The following is an 18,402-nucleotide window of genomic DNA, read 5'->3' on the forward strand; positions in this document are numbered from 1 at the left end:
TCAGGTGCCCCCTGTGGCCAGCATGGCCCAGACGGTCTTGCGTGAGGGAGAGTGACGGGTCCAGCCCCAGTGCTGCGACAGGGCCTCCACGATCAACAGACCACGGCCGTGTTCGCTGAACGCGTCCGGCGCATGCCCCGCCCGCGGAAGTCCGGCGCCCTGGTCGGTCACGGCACACACCAGGTGGGCCGCACGGCGCGTGAGCCGCAGCCATACGTCACACTCCGCGTCGGGCGTTTCACTCTTGCGGCCGTGCAGCACGGCGTTGGCGGCGAGTTCGGAGACGACGGTCAGCGCGTCGTCCCGGCACTCGCCCAACTCCCATTCGTCCAGGACGCGATCGGTGAACTCGCGGGCCAGCGCGCATCCCTCGTTGCTGCCGGGCAGGCGCAGGGTGGCGGTGTGGCGCGTGGGTCGCGGTGCGGGGGAGGGGGGCGCGGCCTGGTGTGCCGGGACCCCGATCGGGCCAGACCAGAGTGCTGGGCGCGCGGGCTGCGACACGGCATCTCCTGAGGTGGCGTCAGGGCGTCAGGACCAGGCGCCAGTACGGGTGTTGGCGACGGGGTTATTATCCACCCCGAAAGCCAGTCCGTGCAATTTCACGAGAAATTGCGCGTCTGGATCGAGCCAATCGTGCGCGAGGAGACTGCCGTGCCGACAGTGCCTAACGGGGTACAAGCGAGTTCACTGGGCGTCCGCTGGACCAAGAGCCGGCACAGCAACGCCGAGGGCAACTGCGTCGAGGTGGCGCCGTTGGCCGAGGGAGGCGTGGCCATACGCAACTCCCGGGACCCGCACGGTCCCGCGCTGGTGTACACGTCCGCCGAGGTCGCGGCCTTCCTGGCCGGTGTGAAGGACGGCGAGTTCGACGACCTGGTGTGAAGGGCGATCGGCGCGGCCCGCACCGGGCTCCTCCCCGGAACATGCGCACTGGGCCCAACCGGTGCGATAATGCGGGCTGTTGCCCTCCGCCCACGGGGAGTCAGGATGCCCTCGGAAACACCGCGCGTCTCCCGGCTCGAGCCGTACCTGCATCGCGCCGAGCCCGCACCGACCCTGCTGAAGATGCTGGTCGGCGTACAGCTCGCGGGCCTGCGCGAGGATGCGGGCATGGCGCAGGAACAGGCGGCCCGGGCCGTGGGGTTCAGCCCCGCGAAGCTGTCCCGCATCGAGGCGGGCAAGGGCCGCCGGCCGCCCACCGAGGCCGACGTCCAGGCGCTGCTCAACCTGTACAAGACCGACGAGTACGAGGCGTCCGTCCTCCTGCAGCTGCTGCGGCGAGCCGGTGAGCCCGGATGGTGGCAGCGCTTCGACAAACGGTTGATGCCGGAGTGGTTCGACCGGCTCGTCGGATTGCAGGAAGCGGCCGATTCCATCCGTACGTTCGAGATCCAGTACGTTCCCGGACTGCTCCAGACGCCCGCCTACACCCGCGCTGTCGTGCAGCGCGGCCTGCCCTCGGCCCCGGACCGCGAGGTGAACCGCCGGGTCGAGCTGCGCACGAAGCGCGCGGAGCTGCTCGGGCGGCCGGACGCACCGCAGTTGTGGGCGGTCGTCGACGAGTCGGTGCTGCTGCGGGTCATGGGCAGCCGCGACATCATGCGCGAACAGCTGGAACATCTCGTCACGATGGCCGAGCAGTCGCACGTCGTCATCCAGGTCGTCCCCCTGGACGTGACCAACGCCTCCGCACCGGCCATCCCGGTCACCTACCTGCGCTTCGGCGGTCTCGACCTCCCCGACATCGTCTACCTGGAGCACCTCAAGAGCGCCACGTTCCTGGAGGACCGCGACGAGACCGAGCAGTACCGCGTGGCGCTGGACCAACTGGCCGACGACGCGCTCAGCCCCCGCGACTCCCTCGGCCTGCTGCGCGACACCGTCAAGCAGCGGTACGGGGGCGGCTGAGCCGGTGCCGCACCGTCACCGGATGCGGCCGGCTCCGCCGAACTCGATCCACTCCTGCGTGAGTTGACGCGGCGCCACTTCGCTGTCGGGCCGCCAGGTGGACACCTCCACCAGGCCCGGTTCGAGGATCTCGAGCCCCTCGAACCACTGCGCCACGTCCTTCTCCTCACGCACCCGGCCCCAGTGCCCCTGCGTGGCCTTGTCCATGAAGTCGGTGACGAACTCCCGCACCTTCGGGTCGTCACTGACGAGTTGGCACATCACCAGGCAACTGCCGGGCGCGAGCTGCTCGGTCACCCGCTTCACCACGGCGAGCGGGCCGTCCGTGTCGCTGTCCGGGATGCAGTGGAACACCGAGTTGAACAGCACGCCCACCGGCTGGGAGAAGTCGATGAGCCGCTGGGTGTCGGGGTGGGAGAAGATCACGTCGGTGTCGCGCATGTCGGCCTGGATCACGGCCGTACGGTCGTTCTGGTCCAGCAGGGCGCGGCCGTGCACCAGCACCATCGGGTCGTTGTCCACGTACACCACGCGCGAGGTCGGGTCGATGCGCTGCGCCACCTGGTGCACGTTGTTCTGCGTGGGCAGACCGGACCCGTGGTCCAGGAACTGCCGGATGCCGTACTCCTGCGCCAGCACCCCGACCACCCGCTGCAGGAAACTCCGGTTGTTCAGCGCCAGCGCCCGGGTGCTGGGCACCACCTTGTCCAGTTCCTCGCAGGCGGCACGGTCGACCGCGTAGTTGTCCTTGCCGCCCAGATAGTGGTCGTACATGCGCGCGGCCGTCGGAACCGTGGCGTCGATCTTGGTGGACAACCGCTTCCCGGACTCCATCGTCTCCCCCGTCACGTACGGCACCGAGTCGACCGGTGCATGAGGCAATCCATCCTAGAGACAAGGCACTTGGCCCAGCCACCGTATGCGCGAAGTCCCGGTTGCCGTCAGGTCCGGTGCCGCCGCGCGCGGCGCAGGAAGGGGCGCTCGACGAGGTAGTACGAGATCAAGGCCATCGCCACGGTCAGCACCACCGTGCCCGTCAGCAGGCCGACCTCGACGTCGAGGGAGGCCAACAGCCGCACGACGGGGTAATGCCACAGATAGATGCCGTAACTGAGATTCCGGCCGGTCCAGGCGAGCGGCGCGCATCCCAGCAGACGGGACAGCAAACCGTCGGACCGCAGTTCCAGCCCCGCGACCAGGGTGGCGGACAGCGCGGCCACGACGAAAATCCCGCCCGTGTACCAAAGGGCTGTCCAGACGCCGACGTTCCCGGTCACCGGGACCTTCCAGGCCACGAGCGCGAGCAGGGCGAGGGCCGGGAGGGCGAGCCGCCCGGTCCAGACGCGCAGCAGCCCCAGCCGCGGATCGTCCTGCCCCAACCGTGCCAGGACCACGGCGACCAGCGCTCCGGCCAGCAGTTCGTCGGCGCGGGTGTCGGTGCCGTTGTAGATGCGGTGGACGGCGTCCGGATGCCACAGGACGCAGCGCCACAGGAGGGGCAGCACGCACAGGGCGGCGGTGCACAGCAGGACCGTACGCGCCCGCAGGCGGCGCAGCAGGCCCAGCAGCAGGAGCGGCCACAGCAGATAGAACTGCTCCTCCACACCCAGTGACCAGGTGTGGGCGAGCGGGCCGCCCATGTACGACGCCGGGTCCGCGGCCCGGAAGACGTTCGTCAGGAAGGTCGCCGCGAGGCCGACCGCCTGCCAGGAGCCGTCGAAGCCCCACAGCGAGGTCGTCGTCGCCAGCACCAGACATACCGCGCAGACCGCCAGCAGCGCCGGGACCAGGCGCAGCCAGCGGCGCCGGTAGAAGGGGAGCAGGGCGAGGGTGCCGGTGCGGGAGTACTCGGCGAGCAGCTGGCGGGTGATGACGAAGCCGCTGAGGGTGAAGAAGACGTCGACGGCGATCGAGCCGCCCGGGACCAGCGTGCGGTCGACGTGGTAGACGAGGACCAGGGCGACCGCGAGGGTGCGCAGACCGTCCAGCGCGTCGACCCGGCCGCTGTGCAGGGTCGCGGAAGGGAACCCCCGGCGTACACCTGGTGCCGCCGGGGCCGTGCGTCTCCGGTCCGTGACCGCCGTACTTCTCTCCGTCGCTGGCACGGCTGTCGAGTCCGGTGTACTGGCCATGAACGAGATCGCTTCTCACCTGCCGACTGTTTTCCGGTAACCCGGTTCACCTGTCCGCAAAGCACGATCACATGCCTGTCTGTCACCCAGCTGTACGCATCCCAGCAGTGTCAGTGCCCTCCCGTATCGTTCCGGGCACCACTCACCTACCGGGAAGATTCAGAGAGTTGACTGAGCTGTCCGCCTTTCCGCTGCCCTTCCAAGCCTCCCGTTCCACGGGGTTCGTGACCCCCCGGACACTGCGGGAGCTCCAGATGATGGAGTGCAGTGCGCAGATCCGGGCGAAGCCGCGGTGGTTCGACAAGATGAACGACGCCGACATCGTCGCCAAGTGGACGCGGGAAGCGGTCGCCCAGGGCCTCACCGCAGCACAGGTCGACTACGTGCTGGCCGAGCTGCGGCACTACGCCGCGCTGCGCGACGCGCGCACCGGCACAGAGGTGTCCGCCGTCGACGGAGTGTGGCAGTCGGACACCCTCGTCGACGACGAGCTCGGAGCGCGGCTGCGCGAGGCGGTGCGGCCTCTGGAAGAGGTCCCGGAAGCCGAGCGCGACTGGCATCCCGGATCCGACGGCCTCGTCCTGGATCTGGTCCACCCGTCCCTGTTCTGCCTGGTGAGAGGCGTGAGCGGCGAACCCGAGCGGGCTTGGCACAATCCGACGGACCGCTACTCGAAGTACGAGTTCTCGGAGCGGTTCCAGTGGCTGCCGACGGACGTGGACGTCAGCGAGGACGGCGCCGTCGCCTTCCGGTCGTACGTCAACAACGTCCACCCCGAGACGCATCGCGAACTGCTGGCCGTGCTACCGGAGTTGTTCGCGCGCTTCCGCCCGCTCTGGGAGAACGTACTGACCGATCTGCGCCAACCGCGACCGCCGCGGATCGAGGCCGACCCGTACGGGTGGTACGACTCGGAGCCGGAGTACCCGCACAGGTCCTCCTACAGTGACGACGCGGCGTACACCGAAGCCCGCAACGCCTGGGCGGAAGCCCATGACGCCTGGTGGGAGAACCGCCGTCCGGTCGTCCCGGACGCCCCCGCCTTCACCCCGCCCCGGATACCCGACGCGGCGGCCCGCGTCGACCTGCGCGGCCGCTCCCTCCAGGTCATCGTCAAGGTCGCCGCCATCCACCTCACCCCGGAGCGGCCCGAGTACCCCGGCGGTTCCTGGCATGTCGAGGGGATGCTCAACGAGCGGATCGTCTCGACCGGCATCTACTACTGGGACAGCGAGAACATCACCGACAGCCGGCTGAGCTTCCGGGCGGCACTCGACGACCCCGACTACCAGCAGAACGACGACAACGGTCTGCGTGAGGTCTACGGCCTGGAGGACGAAGACGCCCTGAACCAGCTCCTGGGCTCGGCGTCGACGCCCGCGGGGCGCTGCCTGGCCTTCCCGAACGTCCTGCAGCACCGCGTCGGTTCCTTCCGGCTCGCGGACCCGACCCGCCCCGGACATCGCAAGATCCTCGCGTTGTTCCTGGTGGACCCGTCGCACAAGATCGTCTCGACCTCCGACGTGCCCCCGCAGCAGCCCTGGTCCGACTCCTCGACCATGACGCTGGAGCAGGCCAAGGAGTACCGCGAGCAGCTCATGCAGGAACGCAAGTTCTTCGTCGACGAGCACAACGAGCAGCTCTACGAACGGGAGTTCTCCCTCTGCGAGCACTGAGACGCCCGAGCGGCCCCTGCATGGGCAGGGGCCGCTCGGGGGCGGCGGGTCGTGCTCAGCGCCAGCCCAGCGCCGGAGCGACCTCGGTCAGGATGCTCTCGATCACATGGGCGTTGTAGGCGACACCCAGCTGGTTCGGCACGGTGAGGAGCAGCGTGTCGGCCGCGGCGACCGCTTCGTCCTGGGCGAGCTGCTTGACCAGGACGTCGGGTTCGGCGGCATAGGAACGACCGAAGATCGCGCGGGTGTCGGCGTCGAGGTAGCCGATCTGGTCCTTGGAGTTGCCCTCACGGCCGAAGTAGGCGCGGTCGCGGTCGTCGACCAGCGCGAAGATGCTGCGGCTGACCGACACCCGCGGCTCGCGCGTGTGCCCCGCCTCCCGCCAGGCCTCGCGATAGACCTCGATCTGCTTGCGCTGCTGGACGTGCAGCGGTTCGCCGCTCTCGTCGTACTTGAGGGTCGAGCTCTGCAGGTTCATCCCGAGGCCGGCCGCCCATGCCGCGGTGGCGTTCGAGCCGGACCCCCACCAGATCCGGTCCCGGAGGCCTTCGGAGTGCGGTTCGATGCGCAGCAGCCCCGGCGGGTTGGAGAACATCGGGTTGGGGTCGGGCTCCGCGAATCCCTCGCCCCGCAGCACCTCGAGGAACCGCTCGGTGTGAGCGCGTGCCATGTCGGCGTCGGTGGCTCCCTCGGCCGGCGCATGCCCGAAGTGCCGCCAGCCGTCGATGACCTGCTCCGGGGATCCCCGGCTGATGCCGAGCTGCAGCCGGCCACCGGAGATCAGGTCGGCGGCGCCCGCGTCCTCGGCCATGTACAGCGGGTTCTCGTAGCGCATGTCGATCACGCCGGTGCCGATCTCGATGCGGCTGGTACGCGCGCCGATGGCGGCGAGCAGCGGGAACGGCGAGGCGTACTGCCGCGCGAAGTGATGGACACGGAAGTACGCGCCGTCGGCGCCCAGCTCCTCCGCGGCCACCGCGAGGTCGATCGCCTGGAGCAGGGCGTCGGAGGCGGAGCGCGTCTGAGAGTGCGGCGACGGTGTCCAGTGTCCGAAGGACAGGAACCCGATCTTTTTCATATCACTTTCAACAATCAAGGTCGGCATTCATTCCCCGGCGCGGTCGACCGCTCACGTCCCCATGCGGCCAGCGGCTGGAGCGCGTCGTTGAGGCGGGTGCCCTCCTCGGTCAGCGAGTACTCGACCCGGGGCGGCACCTCGTCGTAGGCGACGCGTCGTACGACACCGTCCGCTTCCATCTCGCGCAGATGAGAGGCCAGCACCTTCTCGGTGATCCCGGGGACCAGCCGGCGCAGCTCGCCGAAGCGTCGGTAGGGGTGCTCGTGCAGTGCCCAGAGGATCAGGACCTTCCACTTGCCGCCGATCACTTCCATCGCGGTGTCGATCCCGCAGACGTGCGCCTGAGATGTGCACGGCCGGTTCAGCGTCGTCATGCCCCCACCCTTCTGAACTGCTCACTCACCCCGCGGTAACCACCCACTGCGAAGTACGTACTTGATCACCTCCGGGCCTGCGACCAGCCTAATCCGCATGACACAGAACACCGTGGAGAAGACCCCCGTCACCCTGCTGGGCCTCGGCGCGATGGGCACCGCCCTCGCCCGCGCGTGGCTGGCCGCCGACCACCCGGTCACCGTCTGGAACCGCACCCCGTCCCGCGCCGCGGTGCTCGCCGCCGAGGGCGCGAACGTAGCAGCCAGTGCCGCCGCGGCGGTCGCGGCGAACCCCCTCGTCATCGTGTGCCTGCTGGACGACGACTCGGTCGGCGAGGCGCTGACCGGCATCGACCTGACCGGCAGGGACCTGGTCAACCTGACCACCAGCACCCCGGCCCAGGCCCGCGCTCGCGCCGAGTGGGCCCGCGCGCACGGCGCCCGCTATCTGGACGGCGGAATCATGGCGGTCCCTCCGATGATCGGCGTCCCGGAATCCGGCGGCTACGTGTTCTACAGCGGTTCGCGGGAGGTGTTCGCGCAGTACCAGAAGACCTTGGGCGTCCCGGCCGGGACCACCTACGTCGGCCAGGACGCGGGCTTCGCCGCCCTGCACGACGTGGCACTGCTCAGCGCGATGTACGGGATGTTCGCCGGGGCCGCGCACGCCTTCGCGCTGATCCGCAAGGAGGACATCGACCCCGCCTCGCTCGCCCCCCTCCTCGCCGACTGGCTGGTCGCGATGGCCCCGGCGGTCCACCAGACCGCCGACCAGCTGCGCAGCGGCGACTACACCAAGGGCGTGGTGTCCGACCTGGCCATGCAGGTGGCCGGCACGCCGACCTTCCTGAGCACCGCGGAACAGCAGGGCGTCAGTCCGGAACTGCTCAGCCCCTACTTCGAGTTGATGCGCCGGCGCCTCGCCGAGGGCAGCGGGGAGGAGGGCCTGACCGGGGTGATCGACCTGCTGGTGAGGCAGGGGGTTTCCGGTTGATGGGGCGGCCGTGCTTGTCCGCCGTCACCTGGCAGCTTCGTCGGGCCGGACGGTCGTGAGTCCCGGGGTGACGAGGGTGAGCCACCGGGTGCGCGCTGGTGCGGGCTGGTCGATCGGGGAGGTGGCGAACAGCAGGTAGATGTCGTCGACCGTGACGTCGGGATGGACGTCACCGGCGGCCTGTCCCGCGTGAATGATGGCCGCTACGGCTGTTCCGGCGCGGTCCTCGTCGCTACGGTCACCCGGCTCCGCCCCCAGGGTCTGCGCGGCGGCCTTGACGGCGCGGTCGGTCGCGGACGTCTCGACGACACGACCGAGGAACGCGGTCAGTTCGTCCAGCGCGCGGGCCCCGGCGGCGACCCGCGCACACGTGGCCTCCGCGTCGTCGGCGACCCGCGTGATGTACTCCGCGACGACGGCCGCGACCAGATCGGTCTTGGTGGGGAAGTGCCGGTAGAGCGTGCCGACCGCGACGCCCGCCGCGGCGGCGATCTCGTCCATCCCGACCTGGGGCCCGTGCGCGGCGATCTGCTCACCGGCCGCGGCAAGGATCTTCTTTCGGTTGCGGACCGCGTCGGCGCGCGGCGCCCTGGCCTGGGCCACAGGTCGTCCACCTCTCCACTTGCGTCAACATGAACTGTGGTTCACGATAGATGGTGAACCGGGGTTCAGTTTACTCGTGGAGGAATCCGCCATGCCAATCAAGACCGCCCTCGTCACCGGCGCCTCCTCCGGCATCGGCGAAGCCACCGCCCTCAAGCTCCAGGCGCTCGGCTACACCGTCTACGGCGCCGCCCGCCGCGCGGACCGCCTGAGCGAACTCGCCGACCGCGGCGTACGCCCCCTGGCCATGGACGTCACGGACGACGGCTCCATGCGGGCCGGCATCGAGAAGATCGTCACCGAGACCGGCCGCATCGACGTGCTCGTCAACAACGCCGGTTACGGCTCCTACGGCGCCCTCGAGGACGTCCCGCTGGACGAGGCCCGCTACCAGTTCGAGGTCAACGTCTTCGGCGCGATCCGCCTGGCCCAGCTCGCCCTGCCCCACATGCGCGCCCAGCGCTCCGGCACCGTCGTGAACATCACCTCGATGGGCGGCAAGATCTACACCCCGTTCGGCGGCTGGTACCACGGCACCAAGTTCGCCCTCGAGGCCCTCAGCGACTGCCTGCGTGTGGAGGCCAAGCCCTTCGGCGTCGACGTCGTCGTCATCGAGCCCGGCGGCATCGCCACCGAATGGGGCGGCATCGCCGCCGACAATCTGGAGAAGTCCTCCACCGGCGGCGCCTACGCCGCTCAGGCCACCGCCGTCGCCGCCACCCTGCGCTCGGAGGCCAACGCCAAACGCAACTCCCCGCCCTCCGTCATCGCCGACGCCATCGGCAAGGCCGTCACCGCCCGCCGCCCCAAGACCCGCTACGTCAAGGGCTTCGCCGCCCGGCCGCTCATCACGCTGCGCCGTATCCTGCCCGACCGCGCCTTCGACGCGGTCATCTCCCGTGCGGTCGGCCTCGCACGCTGACGTCAGCCAGGGCCGCCGGTGAACCCCTGGACCGTCGCCCTGTCGGCTTCAGCAGAGCGGTCGGTGAAACCGGATGGGTCTTTCCGGTTTGCTAGTGTTGCGGTCATGTCCTCCCGGAACCAGAACGTCCACAGCGCCGGCGGCGCGACGGACTCCGCAGGCCAGCTCCTGCGCAGCGATGCGGAGCGCAACCGAGGGCGGATCATCGCCGCCGCGCGCACGGTCTTCGGGCGCGACGGCCTGCACGCGTCGATGGCCTCGGTCGCGCGGGAGGCGGGCGTGGGGATCGCCACCATCTTCCGGCACTTCCCCGCCAAGGAGGAGCTGGTCGCCGCGGTCTTCGCGGACCGCATGGCGGCGTACGCGCAGGCCACCGCCGAGGCCTTGGCCAACCCGGACCCGTGGGACGGGTTCACCGGCTACATCGAGGAGGTCTGCGCGATGCAGGCCGCCGACCGTGGCTTCGCCGACATGATGACCATGAGCTTCCCCGGCGCCGAGGCCCTGGAAGCACTGCGTGCCCAGGCCTACGAAGGCTTCCTCGAACTCATCGACCGCGCCAAGGACAGCGGACGCCTGCGCGAGGACTTCACCAGCCGGGATCTCGTGCTGCTCCTGATGGCCAACGCCGGCGTCCTCAGCGCCACCGGCGACGCCGCCCCGGACGCCTGGCGTCGCCTGGTGGCGTGGATGATCCAGTCCTTCCAGGCCCCGGCCCGCGGACCACTTCCGGACCCGCCGGAGGACGCCGCACTGTACGAGGCGATGCGTCGCGCCGGCCAGGGCATGGGCTCCTCCGAGGCCGCGAAGCGGCGCTGAGGCGTGCTGAGGGTGCGATCACGTGCTCTATCGCCGTGGCAGGGGGCCAGTGCCTTCCACACCTGCGTTCGTGACCTACGACTCCAACGGTGTGCAGTTGGGCTCTGCCGGTTCCATCGATTCCGACATGGCTTGTGGCACGACCAAGAGCTTCAGCAGCTTCGACGTTCCGGCCAATGTCCCCGGCGGGGCCGCGTCCGTGCGGGTCTGCCTCGATGACGGCAATCGCAAGGACCTGCTCTGCAGCCCGCCATACCGGCGCCCCTGAATCCTCGACGATCGTCAGGTGGCGGGGTCGACTTCGGGGTGTGTGAACCGGACGGGCTTGCCGAGCGACCGGGCGTAGGCGATTTCGGCTCGGGTGCTGTCTCCGATGTAGTCGCCGACTACGAGCACCTCGTCAGCGAGCCGGATCTTCGCCCGGTGCAGATCGTCGAGCCGAACCTTCAGGGCCTCGGCCTCGCCAGGATCGGACCACAGGTCGTGCGGTGACTTGAGGTCACAGCCCGGCTTGACGACGATCCTTCCGGCTTTGGTCTCCCGGAGATCGGCCTCCGCCATCTCGGTCATGAAACGCGTGGAGCCGCAGATCGCGACGATACGAGGGAGGCTCAACTGCCGCTTCGCGGCGGCGAGTTGCTCCTCGGGGCTGAGTGATTGCACGGATGTCACTGGGTCCTCCTGCCGGAGCTGTTGACGACGCTCCCGCTCTGCCGCCGATGACGTAACCAGCTGTGGTCGCCCGGCTCGGCGAGCGACGCGGTGGGAACGTACACGACGTCCGCCGATCCGAACGGCTTGCCCAGCATGTCCCGCAACGCATCCCGCGGTGTCTGGTTAGTGAGGTCGCTCGCCGTCAACAGACGGTTCATCGGGCGAGCCAAGCACGGCTGAGGGACGCTCGCAACGAACCCAGGCGCCTGCGCTCTCCCTACAGAGCCCCTCACTTCAACAGGGCCGCCGTGAACACCTCGCGCTGAGCCACCAGCCACTCCTCAATACGGTCCCAACGCCGCCAGCCACCGCGCTCGGACAGCGCCTGGACGTAGCCGGGGTCACCGTCGGCCACGCGGTCGGCGACGAAGGCCCGGCAGGATGCGGTGGCCTGTTCGATGACGCGGGGGAGTCCAGCGCGCTCCTGCGGGGAGAGGCGGTAGCCGTCGGCGAGGATACGCAGTCGTGCCGGGGCATCATCCAGTCCCGCTGGGTAGAACCCGGCCGCGGATGCGGGATCGAGCATCGGAACCCAGTAACGGGCGGTCATGGCAACGTCCCACACGGGTCGGCCGGGGGCCGCCAGGTCGAAATCGATCAGGGCCGTGGCCTGGCCGTCGCGGAAGACGACGTTCTCCGGGCACACGTCGTTGTGGCACAGCATCGTCCCTCCCTCCGGGTCGGCCAGCGCCCTTGGCCACGCGGCGGATACGTCCACCGCGACGGCCGCGCTCGCGTCGTGCAGACGCCGCAGCAGGCTGCCCACCGAACTCAACGCGGCCTCGGTCATCGCCCAGTCCGGAAACGGCGGAAGAGGGACGTCGCCCGGGATGAAGGTGAGCTGCTCACGGCCGTCGTCGGTGAGTCGGACGGGTCGAGGGGTCGCGTCGAATCCCTGCTCTTCCAGCGCGAGGAGGTGGGCGTGGAGGGCGCGCGCGGTGGGCGGCGCCGGACGTTCCACCAGGGCACCGTGACGGATGACCGCGCCCACATTCACCATGCCGCCGACCAGGACTTCACCGTCTGTCGTCATGCTGATCACGCTACCGCCGAGGCGCGGGAAGGTGTGGATCCTTGATCGGGACATCACACCGGACACCGGCTTGACCTCACGACCGCTACGGTGCCGTCGTGATCGACTCCCCGCTGCCCTTGCTCTTCCTCGATGTTGACGGTCCGCTCATCCCCTTCGGCGCGACGCGGGAGGAGCTCCCCGACGGCTACCCGAGTTACGACAGCGGGCGCGCACCGTCTGAGGTCGAAACCAACCCGCTCATCACCAGGATCAACCCTGAGTACGGGCCTCGGCTGCAGGCACTTCCCTGCGAGCTGGTGTGGGCGACGACCTGGATGGACGACGCGAACGACTGCATTGCCCCCTGGCTCGGCCTGCCTCGTCTGCCCGTCGTGAACTGGCCGGACGCCACCGACGACCGCCCGAGGGACGGACTGCACTGGAAGACCCGTCCGCTCCTGGACTGGGCCGCCGGTCGCGCCTTCGTCTGGGTCGACGACGAGATGACCGACCGAGACCGGGACTGGATCACCGCCCACCACCCGGGACACGCTCTCCTGTACCACGTCGATCCACGCTACGGCCTTACCGACCACGACTTCGTCGCCCTCGACCGGTGGCTCCAGTCCCACCAGGGCTGACCACCGCTCAACGGCTCGGTGCGGGCGGTGCGGTTAGCGCGCCGGGGCGTCGAGTCCTCGGCCAATGGTGCGGGCCGCCTCGCGGAGGGAGCCGTCGACGCGGGCGTACGGGGCGCTGATCCCCAGGGAGGAGGTGCTGCACTGGGACGCCTGGTGAACGAAGCGAGACGTCTCAGAGGCTGAGGGGAAGATCCGGCGGCACCCTCCGGTTGTCGTCGGTGTACGGCCGTGGCGCACACCGACTGGAGGGAAAGGCCACTCATGACCGACAGCCTGAAGGAAACCGTCGGACGATACGGCATCTGGAGCAGCGGCCTGCGCTCCTCGGACCCGTCCCGCAGCGGTGAACTCGCAGAGGTGGCGGCGGAGTTGGAGGAGCTGGGCTACGGCGCGCTCTGGCTCGGCGGCAGCAGCTCCGCCCGCGACGCCGCACCGCTGATCGAGGCGTCGTCCCGGATCGTGGTCGGCACCAGCATCCAGAGCATCTGGGAGCACGAGCCCGCCGCCTCCGCCGCGAGCTTCGCCGCACTGGACTCGGCGCACCCGGGCCGCTTCGTCCTGGGCCTCGGCGTCAGCCACGCCAGGTTCGCGGAGCAGTACCAGCGCCCCTACTCGGCCTTGGTGTCCTACTTGGACGCGCTGGACGAGGCGGGCCAGCCCGCCGACCGCCGCCTCCTCGCGGCCCTCGGCCCGAAGACCATCGACCTCGCCCGGGACCGCGCCGCCGGCTCCGTCCCGTACCTGGTCACCGCCGAGCACACGGCCATGTCCCGCGAGCGCCTGGGCGAAGCACCGCTGCTGGCCCCGGAGCTGAAGGTCGTCCTGGAGTCCGACCCGGCCCGAGCCCGCGCCGTGGCCCGTGACTACCTCGCCATCTACCTGACCCTGCCCAACTACACCAACAACTTCCTGCGCAACGGCTTCACGGAGGACGACCTGGCGAACGGCGGCAGCGACCGCCTCGTCGACGCGGTCTACGCCTGGGGAGACGAAACGCGGATCCGCGCCCGCATCGACGAGTACATCGCCGCAGGCGCGGATCATGTGGCCCTGCAGATCGTGGACGGCAGCAGGCCAGGGGATGCGTCGCTCCCGCGGGAGGCCTGGAGCAAGCTGGCTTCTCTGCTGACGTGAGCTCGCGGTCGGTCAGGCCGCGACGAGTTCCTTCTCGCGTTCCAGCACGGTGACCGGGGCCTTGGGCTTCTTGTTCGGCAGCGAGAGGCGCACGACCTTGCGCCAGGCGGAGAACACCTGCTTGGGCAGCGGGCCGGTGACGTACTCCAGCTCGTACTTCTCGAACAGCGCGCGCACCTTCACCGCGACCTCGGCGTACCGGTTGCTCGGCAGGTCCGGGAAGAGGTGGTGCTCGATCTGGTGCGAGAGGTTGCCGGTCATGAAGTGCATGGCCTTGCTGCCGCTGATGTTCGCCGAGCCCATCATCTGGCGCAGGTACCACTGGCCGCGCGTCTCGCCCTTGATCGACCGGCGCTCGAAGACCTGGACACCCTCGGGGAAGTGCCCGCACATGATCACCGAGTGGGACCAGATGTTGCGGACCAGGTTCGCGGTGAACGTGGCGGCGAGCGTGGGGAGGAACGACGGGCCCGACAGCAGCGGGTGGACCACGTAGTCCTTGAGCACCTGCTTGCGGATCTTGCGGCCCACGGCCTTGGCCCGGGCGCGGAACTCCGGGTTGTTGCGACGGCGCTTGTGCAGGTTCTTGCCGAGCTCCAGGTCGTACGCGGCGATGCCGTACTCGAAGAAGCAGGCGTTGATGAAGTTCCACAGCGGCTGGCCGAGGTGGAAGGGGTGCCACTTCTGGTCCTCGTCGACGCGCATGATGCCGTAGCCGAGGTCGTTGTCCTTGCCGATCACGTTGGTGTACGTGTGGTGCAGCTCGTTGTGGGAGTGCTTCCACTGGTCGGCCGGGGAGACGTGGTCCCACTCCCAGGTGGTGGAGTGGATCTTCGGGTCGCGCATCCAGTCCCACTGGCCGTGCAGGATGTTGTGGCCGATCTCCATGTTGTCCATGATCTTCGCCACGGACAGGCCCGCGGTGCCGATCACCCACGCGGGCGGGAACATCGAGAACAGCAGTACGGCCCTGCTGGCCAGCTCCAGCTTGCGCTGTGCGCCGATGACCTTGCGGATGTACGCGGCGTCCTGCTCCCCGCGGCTGGCGATCACCTCGTCGCGGATCGCGTCCAGCTCGCGGCCGAGCTCCTCGATCTGCTCTGCGGTCAGATGGGCGGTGGGGTCGATGGCGGTCAAAGTGCTCCTACCGTTCGATGTCGCAGGGGCCCGCGGCGGCGGACACACAGGTCTGGATGAGGACGCCCGGCTCGGCCTCGGTGATCTCGCCGGTGCGCAGGTCGCGGACGGCGCCCGCCTTGAGCGGGGTGACGCAGCCGAAGCAGATGCCCATGCGGCACCCGGAGGGCATGAGCACACCGGCCTCCTCGCCGACGTCCAGCAACGGCGTGGTGCCGTCCGCGTCGACGGTCTTGCCGGTGGTGCTGAACGTGACCTCGCCGCCGTCGCCGGTGGCGACGATGCTGGGGCGGAACCGTTCGGTGTGCAGCCGCTCCGGTACGCCGTGCTCGCTCCAGTGCTTCTCGGCGGCGTCGAGCAGGCCCGCGGGGCCGCAGGCCCAGGTCTCGCGCTCGGCCCAGTCGGGTACGAGTGCGTCGAGACGGGTGATGTCGAGCATGCCGTGGGTGTCGGTGTGCAGCTCGGTGAGGCGCAGCTTCCCGGCCGCGACCAGATCGTGCAGTTCGCCGCGGAAGATCACGTCCTGCGGCTGCGGCGCGGAGTGGACCATGACGACGTCGTCGAACTCGGAGTCGCGCAGCATGCCCATCACGGGCGTGATGCCGCTGCCGGCCGTCAGGTAGAGCACCTTGGCGGGCTTGACCCGCGGCAGCACGAAGTCACCGGTCGCCTGGTCGAGCTGGATCAGCGTGCCCGGCTTCGCCCTGCGGACCAGGTGGTTGCTGACCTTGCCGTCCGGGATCGCCTTCACGGTGATCGTGACGCGGCCGTCGGGGCGGTTGGTGGGCGAGGTGAGGGAGTAGGCACGCCACAGGCGGACCCCGTCGACGTCGACCCCGATCCGCACGTACTGACCGGCCGTGTGGCCGCGCCAGCCGCGTCCCGGTCTGATCACGATGGTCGCGGCGTCACCCGTCTCCGGGTGCACGGCCTCGATGCGCCCTCGCAGGTCGGCGCCCGCGCGCAGCGGGCTGACCAGGTCGAGGTAGTCCGACGGCAGCAGTGGCGTCGTGACCATTTCCAGCAGTTTCCACGCCCTGCTGCGCAGGGCTGTACTCGTCATGACACCAGCTTGCTGCGTCCCAAGGCGTAAAGTCCTGACCGTAGGACGTGAATTTGGTGGTTGGGATTGTTCGTAGGGAATAAAAACATGAGCCATGCAGTCCAGCGGGCCAGCGAGCTGGCTCTGGATGAGACGACGGTCACCGCCCTTCGGGCCGCGCTGAAGACCACGGCCGACGAGGTCGTGCAGGCGATCATCGACGAGGTTCCTCCGTACACCAACGCCCTTTCGGGCCACATGGGCGCCACGATCCGCCGCGCCGTCCGCACCGCCCTGGGGCACTACCTGGACCTCGCGAGCGGGAACGCCACCAGCGGCGACGCCAGTGACGCGGCCTACGAGCTGGGCCGGGGCGAGGTGCGCGACGGCCGTTCCATGGACGCCCTGCTCAGCGCCTACCGGGTCGGCGCCCGGGTGGCCTGGCGAGGCCTGGCGGCGGGTGCCGTACCCGCGGGTCTGCCCGCTGCCGAGGTCGCCAAGTTCGCCGAGCTGACCTTCGCCTACATCGACGAGCTCTCCGCCGCGAGCGCCGCGGGCCACGCCGACGAGCTGGCCGCCCGGGGCCGGGCCCACGAACGCCATCTGGAGCAGCTGGCCCGCGACCTCGTCGCCGGCGCGAGCCCGGACGTGCTGCTGGCCTCCGCGCAGCGGGCCGGATGGCAGCCGCCCGTTTCGCTGACCGCGGTCCTGCTGCCCGCCGCCCAGGCCCGGCCTGCGCATCGCACGCTCGACCCGAGCACCCTCGTCCTGGACGATCTGCCGGACGCCACCGGTGTGCTGCTCGTCTCCGATGCCGACCGGTCCCATCTCCTGCGGCAGCTGACCGACCGGGCCGCCGTGGTCGGCCCGGCCCGGCCATGGACCCGTGCGTCGGCCTCGTACGCCCGAGCCGCCCGCGCGCGCTCCCTCTCCTCCGACATCCACGACACCGAGGACCACCTCCCCGAGCTGGTGCTGAGTGCCGACGCGGACGCGTTCGCGGACCTGCGCGCCTGCGCCCTCGCACCCTTGCGGACCCTGCCCGTCGCGACCGCACGACGGCTGGAGGAGACGCTGCGCGCGTGGCTGCTGCACCAGGGCAGGCGCGAGGAGGTCGCGGCGGCGCTGTTCGTCCACCCCCAGACCGTCCGCTACCGCATGTCGCAGCTGCGGGAACTGTTTCCGGATCTCGCCTCGCCCCAGCGGATGCTTGAACTGACGCTGGCGGTCGGCCTTCGGACCGACTGACGAGACATCCCGGGGCGGCGTCATCCGCCGACGCGGATCAGGCCGCTCTCGTACCCGTAGATGACGGCGTGCACCCGGTCCCGCAGCTCCAACTTGCCCAGGATCCGGCCCAGATGGGTCTTGACGGTCGTCTCGCCCAGGAACAGTCGGGCGGCGATCTCCTGGTTGCTCAGGCCGCGGGCGACCAGCGTGAGCACCTCGCGCTCGCGGGCGGTGAGCAGGCCGAGGCGGTCGTCGGGCGCGGTGGACGCGGCGGGCAGCACGAATCGCTCCACCAGACGGCGGATCACCGACGGCCCCAGCATCACGTCCCCGCGCAGCACCGCCCGCACGGTCACCAGGATCTCCTCGCCGAGCGCGTCCTTCACCAGATACCCGCTCGCCCCGGCCCGCAGGGCCCCGTACACGTACTCGTCGAGGTCGAACGTGGTCACGACGAGCACCTTCGGCGCGTCCGGTCCGGCGCACAGCTTCCGGGTGGCGGTCAGGCCGTCCACGCCGGGCATGCGGACGTCCTCACCGATGCCGTGCTGCGCCGGCTCGCCGCGGACGACCGGCTGGTCGCCATCGAGCTCAACCCCGACCTGGCCGAGCACCTGGCCGCCACCCTCGACGACGAGCGGTTCACCGTGGTGCACGGTGCGGCTGCCGACCTGGCGGACCTGGCGGGCGGGCCGGTGGACGCGGTGGTGTCCGGGCTGCCGTGGACCGTGATGCCGACGACGGACCGGAACCGGACGCTGGACGCCGTCGCGGCGGCCCTCGCGCCGAGCGGCCGGTTCACCACCTTCGCCTATCTGCACGCCGCGTGGACCCCGCCCGGCCGACACCTCGCGGCCGGACTGCGCGAGCGCTTCACCACGGTCGAGCGCGGCCCGGTGGTGTGGCCCAACCTGCCCCCGGCCTTCGTGCACCTGGCCCGTGCACCGAGGCAACACGTGTCAGCGGCGTCCGTCAGCCTCTGA

Annotated in this window: 22 protein-coding genes and 1 pseudogene; 11 read left to right on the forward strand and 12 right to left on the reverse strand. The window is 70.0% G+C overall.

What is annotated here, in order from left to right:
- Positions 1-501, reverse strand: coding sequence for an ATP-binding protein (locus tag CRP56_RS39250; protein WP_257041556.1), 501 nt, complete (start codon positions 499-501; stop codon positions 1-3).
- Between the two features lie 150 nt (positions 502-651).
- On the opposite strand from CRP56_RS39250, the gene CRP56_RS39255 reads away from it, so the two are divergent.
- On the forward strand, positions 652-882 hold the full coding sequence (locus CRP56_RS39255; RefSeq protein WP_097272339.1) for a DUF397 domain-containing protein: 231 nt from the start codon (positions 652-654) through the stop codon (positions 880-882).
- Between the two features lie 105 nt (positions 883-987).
- Positions 988-1,908, forward strand: a complete 921-nt coding sequence (locus CRP56_RS39260) for a helix-turn-helix domain-containing protein (protein WP_097272341.1) — start codon at positions 988-990, stop codon at positions 1,906-1,908.
- 15 nt (positions 1,909-1,923) lie between these two features.
- Here the strand turns inward: CRP56_RS39260 and CRP56_RS39265 are convergent, their stop codons facing one another.
- Entirely contained in the window at positions 1,924-2,742 is an 819-nt protein-coding gene (locus CRP56_RS39265) for an SAM-dependent methyltransferase (RefSeq protein ID WP_097274925.1), read from the reverse strand.
- 107 nt (positions 2,743-2,849) lie between these two features.
- Positions 2,850-4,040: an acyltransferase family protein gene (locus CRP56_RS39270; protein ID WP_097272343.1), complete on the reverse strand. Its 1,191-nt coding sequence runs from the start codon at positions 4,038-4,040 to the stop codon at positions 2,850-2,852.
- Positions 4,041-4,111: 71 nt separating this feature from the next.
- Between CRP56_RS39270 and CRP56_RS39275 the strand changes: the two genes are divergently transcribed.
- Complete coding sequence (locus CRP56_RS39275) at positions 4,112-5,716, forward strand: DUF4246 domain-containing protein (RefSeq protein WP_373559734.1); 1,605 nt, start codon at positions 4,112-4,114, stop codon at positions 5,714-5,716.
- A 55-nt stretch (positions 5,717-5,771) separates the two neighbouring features.
- Here CRP56_RS39275 and CRP56_RS39280 read toward each other — a convergent pair whose 3' ends face one another.
- Positions 5,772-6,794 carry an LLM class flavin-dependent oxidoreductase gene (locus CRP56_RS39280; RefSeq protein ID WP_097272347.1) on the reverse strand — a complete coding sequence of 341 codons (1,023 nt, stop codon included), beginning with the start codon at positions 6,792-6,794 and terminating at the stop codon, positions 5,772-5,774.
- Positions 6,795-6,808: 14 nt separating this feature from the next.
- Positions 6,809-7,168, reverse strand: coding sequence for a winged helix-turn-helix transcriptional regulator (locus tag CRP56_RS39285; protein ID WP_097272349.1), 360 nt, complete (start codon positions 7,166-7,168; stop codon positions 6,809-6,811).
- Positions 7,169-7,265: 97 nt separating this feature from the next.
- Here CRP56_RS39285 and CRP56_RS39290 point away from each other — a divergent pair, with 97 nt between their 5' ends.
- On the forward strand, positions 7,266-8,162 hold the full coding sequence (locus CRP56_RS39290; RefSeq protein ID WP_097272351.1) for an NAD(P)-dependent oxidoreductase: 897 nt from the start codon (positions 7,266-7,268) through the stop codon (positions 8,160-8,162).
- Between the two features lie 24 nt (positions 8,163-8,186).
- Here CRP56_RS39290 and CRP56_RS39295 read toward each other — a convergent pair whose 3' ends face one another.
- Complete coding sequence (locus tag CRP56_RS39295; protein WP_097272353.1) at positions 8,187-8,765, reverse strand: TetR/AcrR family transcriptional regulator; 579 nt, start codon at positions 8,763-8,765, stop codon at positions 8,187-8,189.
- A 91-nt stretch (positions 8,766-8,856) separates the two neighbouring features.
- On the opposite strand from CRP56_RS39295, the gene CRP56_RS39300 reads away from it, so the two are divergent.
- The 3 genes from CRP56_RS39300 to CRP56_RS47270 all read left to right on the forward strand — a co-directional run bounded on the left by CRP56_RS39300 (position 8,857) and on the right by CRP56_RS47270 (position 10,774).
- Positions 8,857-9,687, forward strand: a complete 831-nt coding sequence (locus CRP56_RS39300; RefSeq protein ID WP_097272355.1) for an oxidoreductase — start codon at positions 8,857-8,859, stop codon at positions 9,685-9,687.
- A 105-nt stretch (positions 9,688-9,792) separates the two neighbouring features.
- Positions 9,793-10,506, forward strand: coding sequence for a TetR/AcrR family transcriptional regulator (locus CRP56_RS39305; RefSeq protein ID WP_097272357.1), 714 nt, complete (start codon positions 9,793-9,795; stop codon positions 10,504-10,506).
- A 70-nt stretch (positions 10,507-10,576) separates the two neighbouring features.
- Positions 10,577-10,774, forward strand: a complete 198-nt coding sequence (locus tag CRP56_RS47270; RefSeq protein WP_143664972.1) for a hypothetical protein — start codon at positions 10,577-10,579, stop codon at positions 10,772-10,774.
- A 14-nt stretch (positions 10,775-10,788) separates the two neighbouring features.
- Here CRP56_RS47270 and CRP56_RS39310 read toward each other — a convergent pair whose 3' ends face one another.
- From CRP56_RS39310 to CRP56_RS39320, 3 genes and pseudogenes are all read right to left on the reverse strand, one after another.
- The gene (locus CRP56_RS39310; protein WP_179851228.1) at positions 10,789-11,178 is read right to left on the reverse strand and encodes a hypothetical protein; all 390 of its coding nucleotides are present in this window, start codon (positions 11,176-11,178) and stop codon (positions 10,789-10,791) included.
- Between the two features lie 53 nt (positions 11,179-11,231).
- Positions 11,232-11,378 (reverse strand): annotated as a pseudogene (locus tag CRP56_RS39315) (peptidase E); the annotation flags it as partial.
- Between the two features lie 71 nt (positions 11,379-11,449).
- Positions 11,450-12,253 carry a phosphotransferase gene (locus CRP56_RS39320; RefSeq protein WP_097274927.1) on the reverse strand — a complete coding sequence of 268 codons (804 nt, stop codon included), beginning with the start codon at positions 12,251-12,253 and terminating at the stop codon, positions 11,450-11,452.
- Positions 12,254-12,354: 101 nt separating this feature from the next.
- Between CRP56_RS39320 and CRP56_RS39325 the strand changes: the two genes are divergently transcribed.
- Together CRP56_RS39325 and CRP56_RS39330 are read left to right on the forward strand one after the other, a co-directional pair.
- On the forward strand, positions 12,355-12,876 hold the full coding sequence (locus CRP56_RS39325; RefSeq protein WP_179851355.1) for an HAD domain-containing protein: 522 nt from the start codon (positions 12,355-12,357) through the stop codon (positions 12,874-12,876).
- A 261-nt stretch (positions 12,877-13,137) separates the two neighbouring features.
- On the forward strand, positions 13,138-14,010 hold the full coding sequence (locus CRP56_RS39330) for an LLM class F420-dependent oxidoreductase (protein ID WP_097272363.1): 873 nt from the start codon (positions 13,138-13,140) through the stop codon (positions 14,008-14,010).
- Positions 14,011-14,022: 12 nt separating this feature from the next.
- On the opposite strand, the gene CRP56_RS39335 is transcribed toward CRP56_RS39330, so the two are convergent.
- Complete coding sequence (locus CRP56_RS39335; protein WP_097272365.1) at positions 14,023-15,147, reverse strand: fatty acid desaturase family protein; 1,125 nt, start codon at positions 15,145-15,147, stop codon at positions 14,023-14,025.
- A gap of 7 nt (positions 15,148-15,154) precedes the next feature.
- On the reverse strand, positions 15,155-16,210 hold the full coding sequence (locus tag CRP56_RS39340) for a ferredoxin reductase (protein ID WP_097272367.1): 1,056 nt from the start codon (positions 16,208-16,210) through the stop codon (positions 15,155-15,157).
- Between the two features lie 87 nt (positions 16,211-16,297).
- Between CRP56_RS39340 and CRP56_RS39345 the strand changes: the two genes are divergently transcribed.
- A complete protein-coding gene (locus tag CRP56_RS39345) occupies positions 16,298-17,437 on the forward strand; it encodes a helix-turn-helix domain-containing protein (protein WP_097272369.1) in 1,140 nt (379 codons plus the stop codon).
- A 20-nt stretch (positions 17,438-17,457) separates the two neighbouring features.
- Here the strand turns inward: CRP56_RS39345 and CRP56_RS39350 are convergent, their stop codons facing one another.
- Positions 17,458-18,075, reverse strand: a complete 618-nt coding sequence (locus CRP56_RS39350) for a LuxR C-terminal-related transcriptional regulator (RefSeq protein ID WP_257041558.1) — start codon at positions 18,073-18,075, stop codon at positions 17,458-17,460.
- Between CRP56_RS39350 and CRP56_RS39355 the strand changes: the two genes are divergently transcribed.
- Positions 17,965-18,402 carry a methyltransferase domain-containing protein gene (locus tag CRP56_RS39355; RefSeq protein ID WP_097272374.1) on the forward strand — a complete coding sequence of 146 codons (438 nt, stop codon included), beginning with the start codon at positions 17,965-17,967 and terminating at the stop codon, positions 18,400-18,402. The two genes, CRP56_RS39350 and CRP56_RS39355, sit on opposite strands and share 111 nt — an antisense overlap.

This window comes from Streptomyces sp. TLI_55 (assembly GCF_900206255.1).
GTDB classification, from domain to species: Bacteria; Actinomycetota; Actinomycetes; order Streptomycetales; family Streptomycetaceae; genus Streptomyces; species Streptomyces aquilus.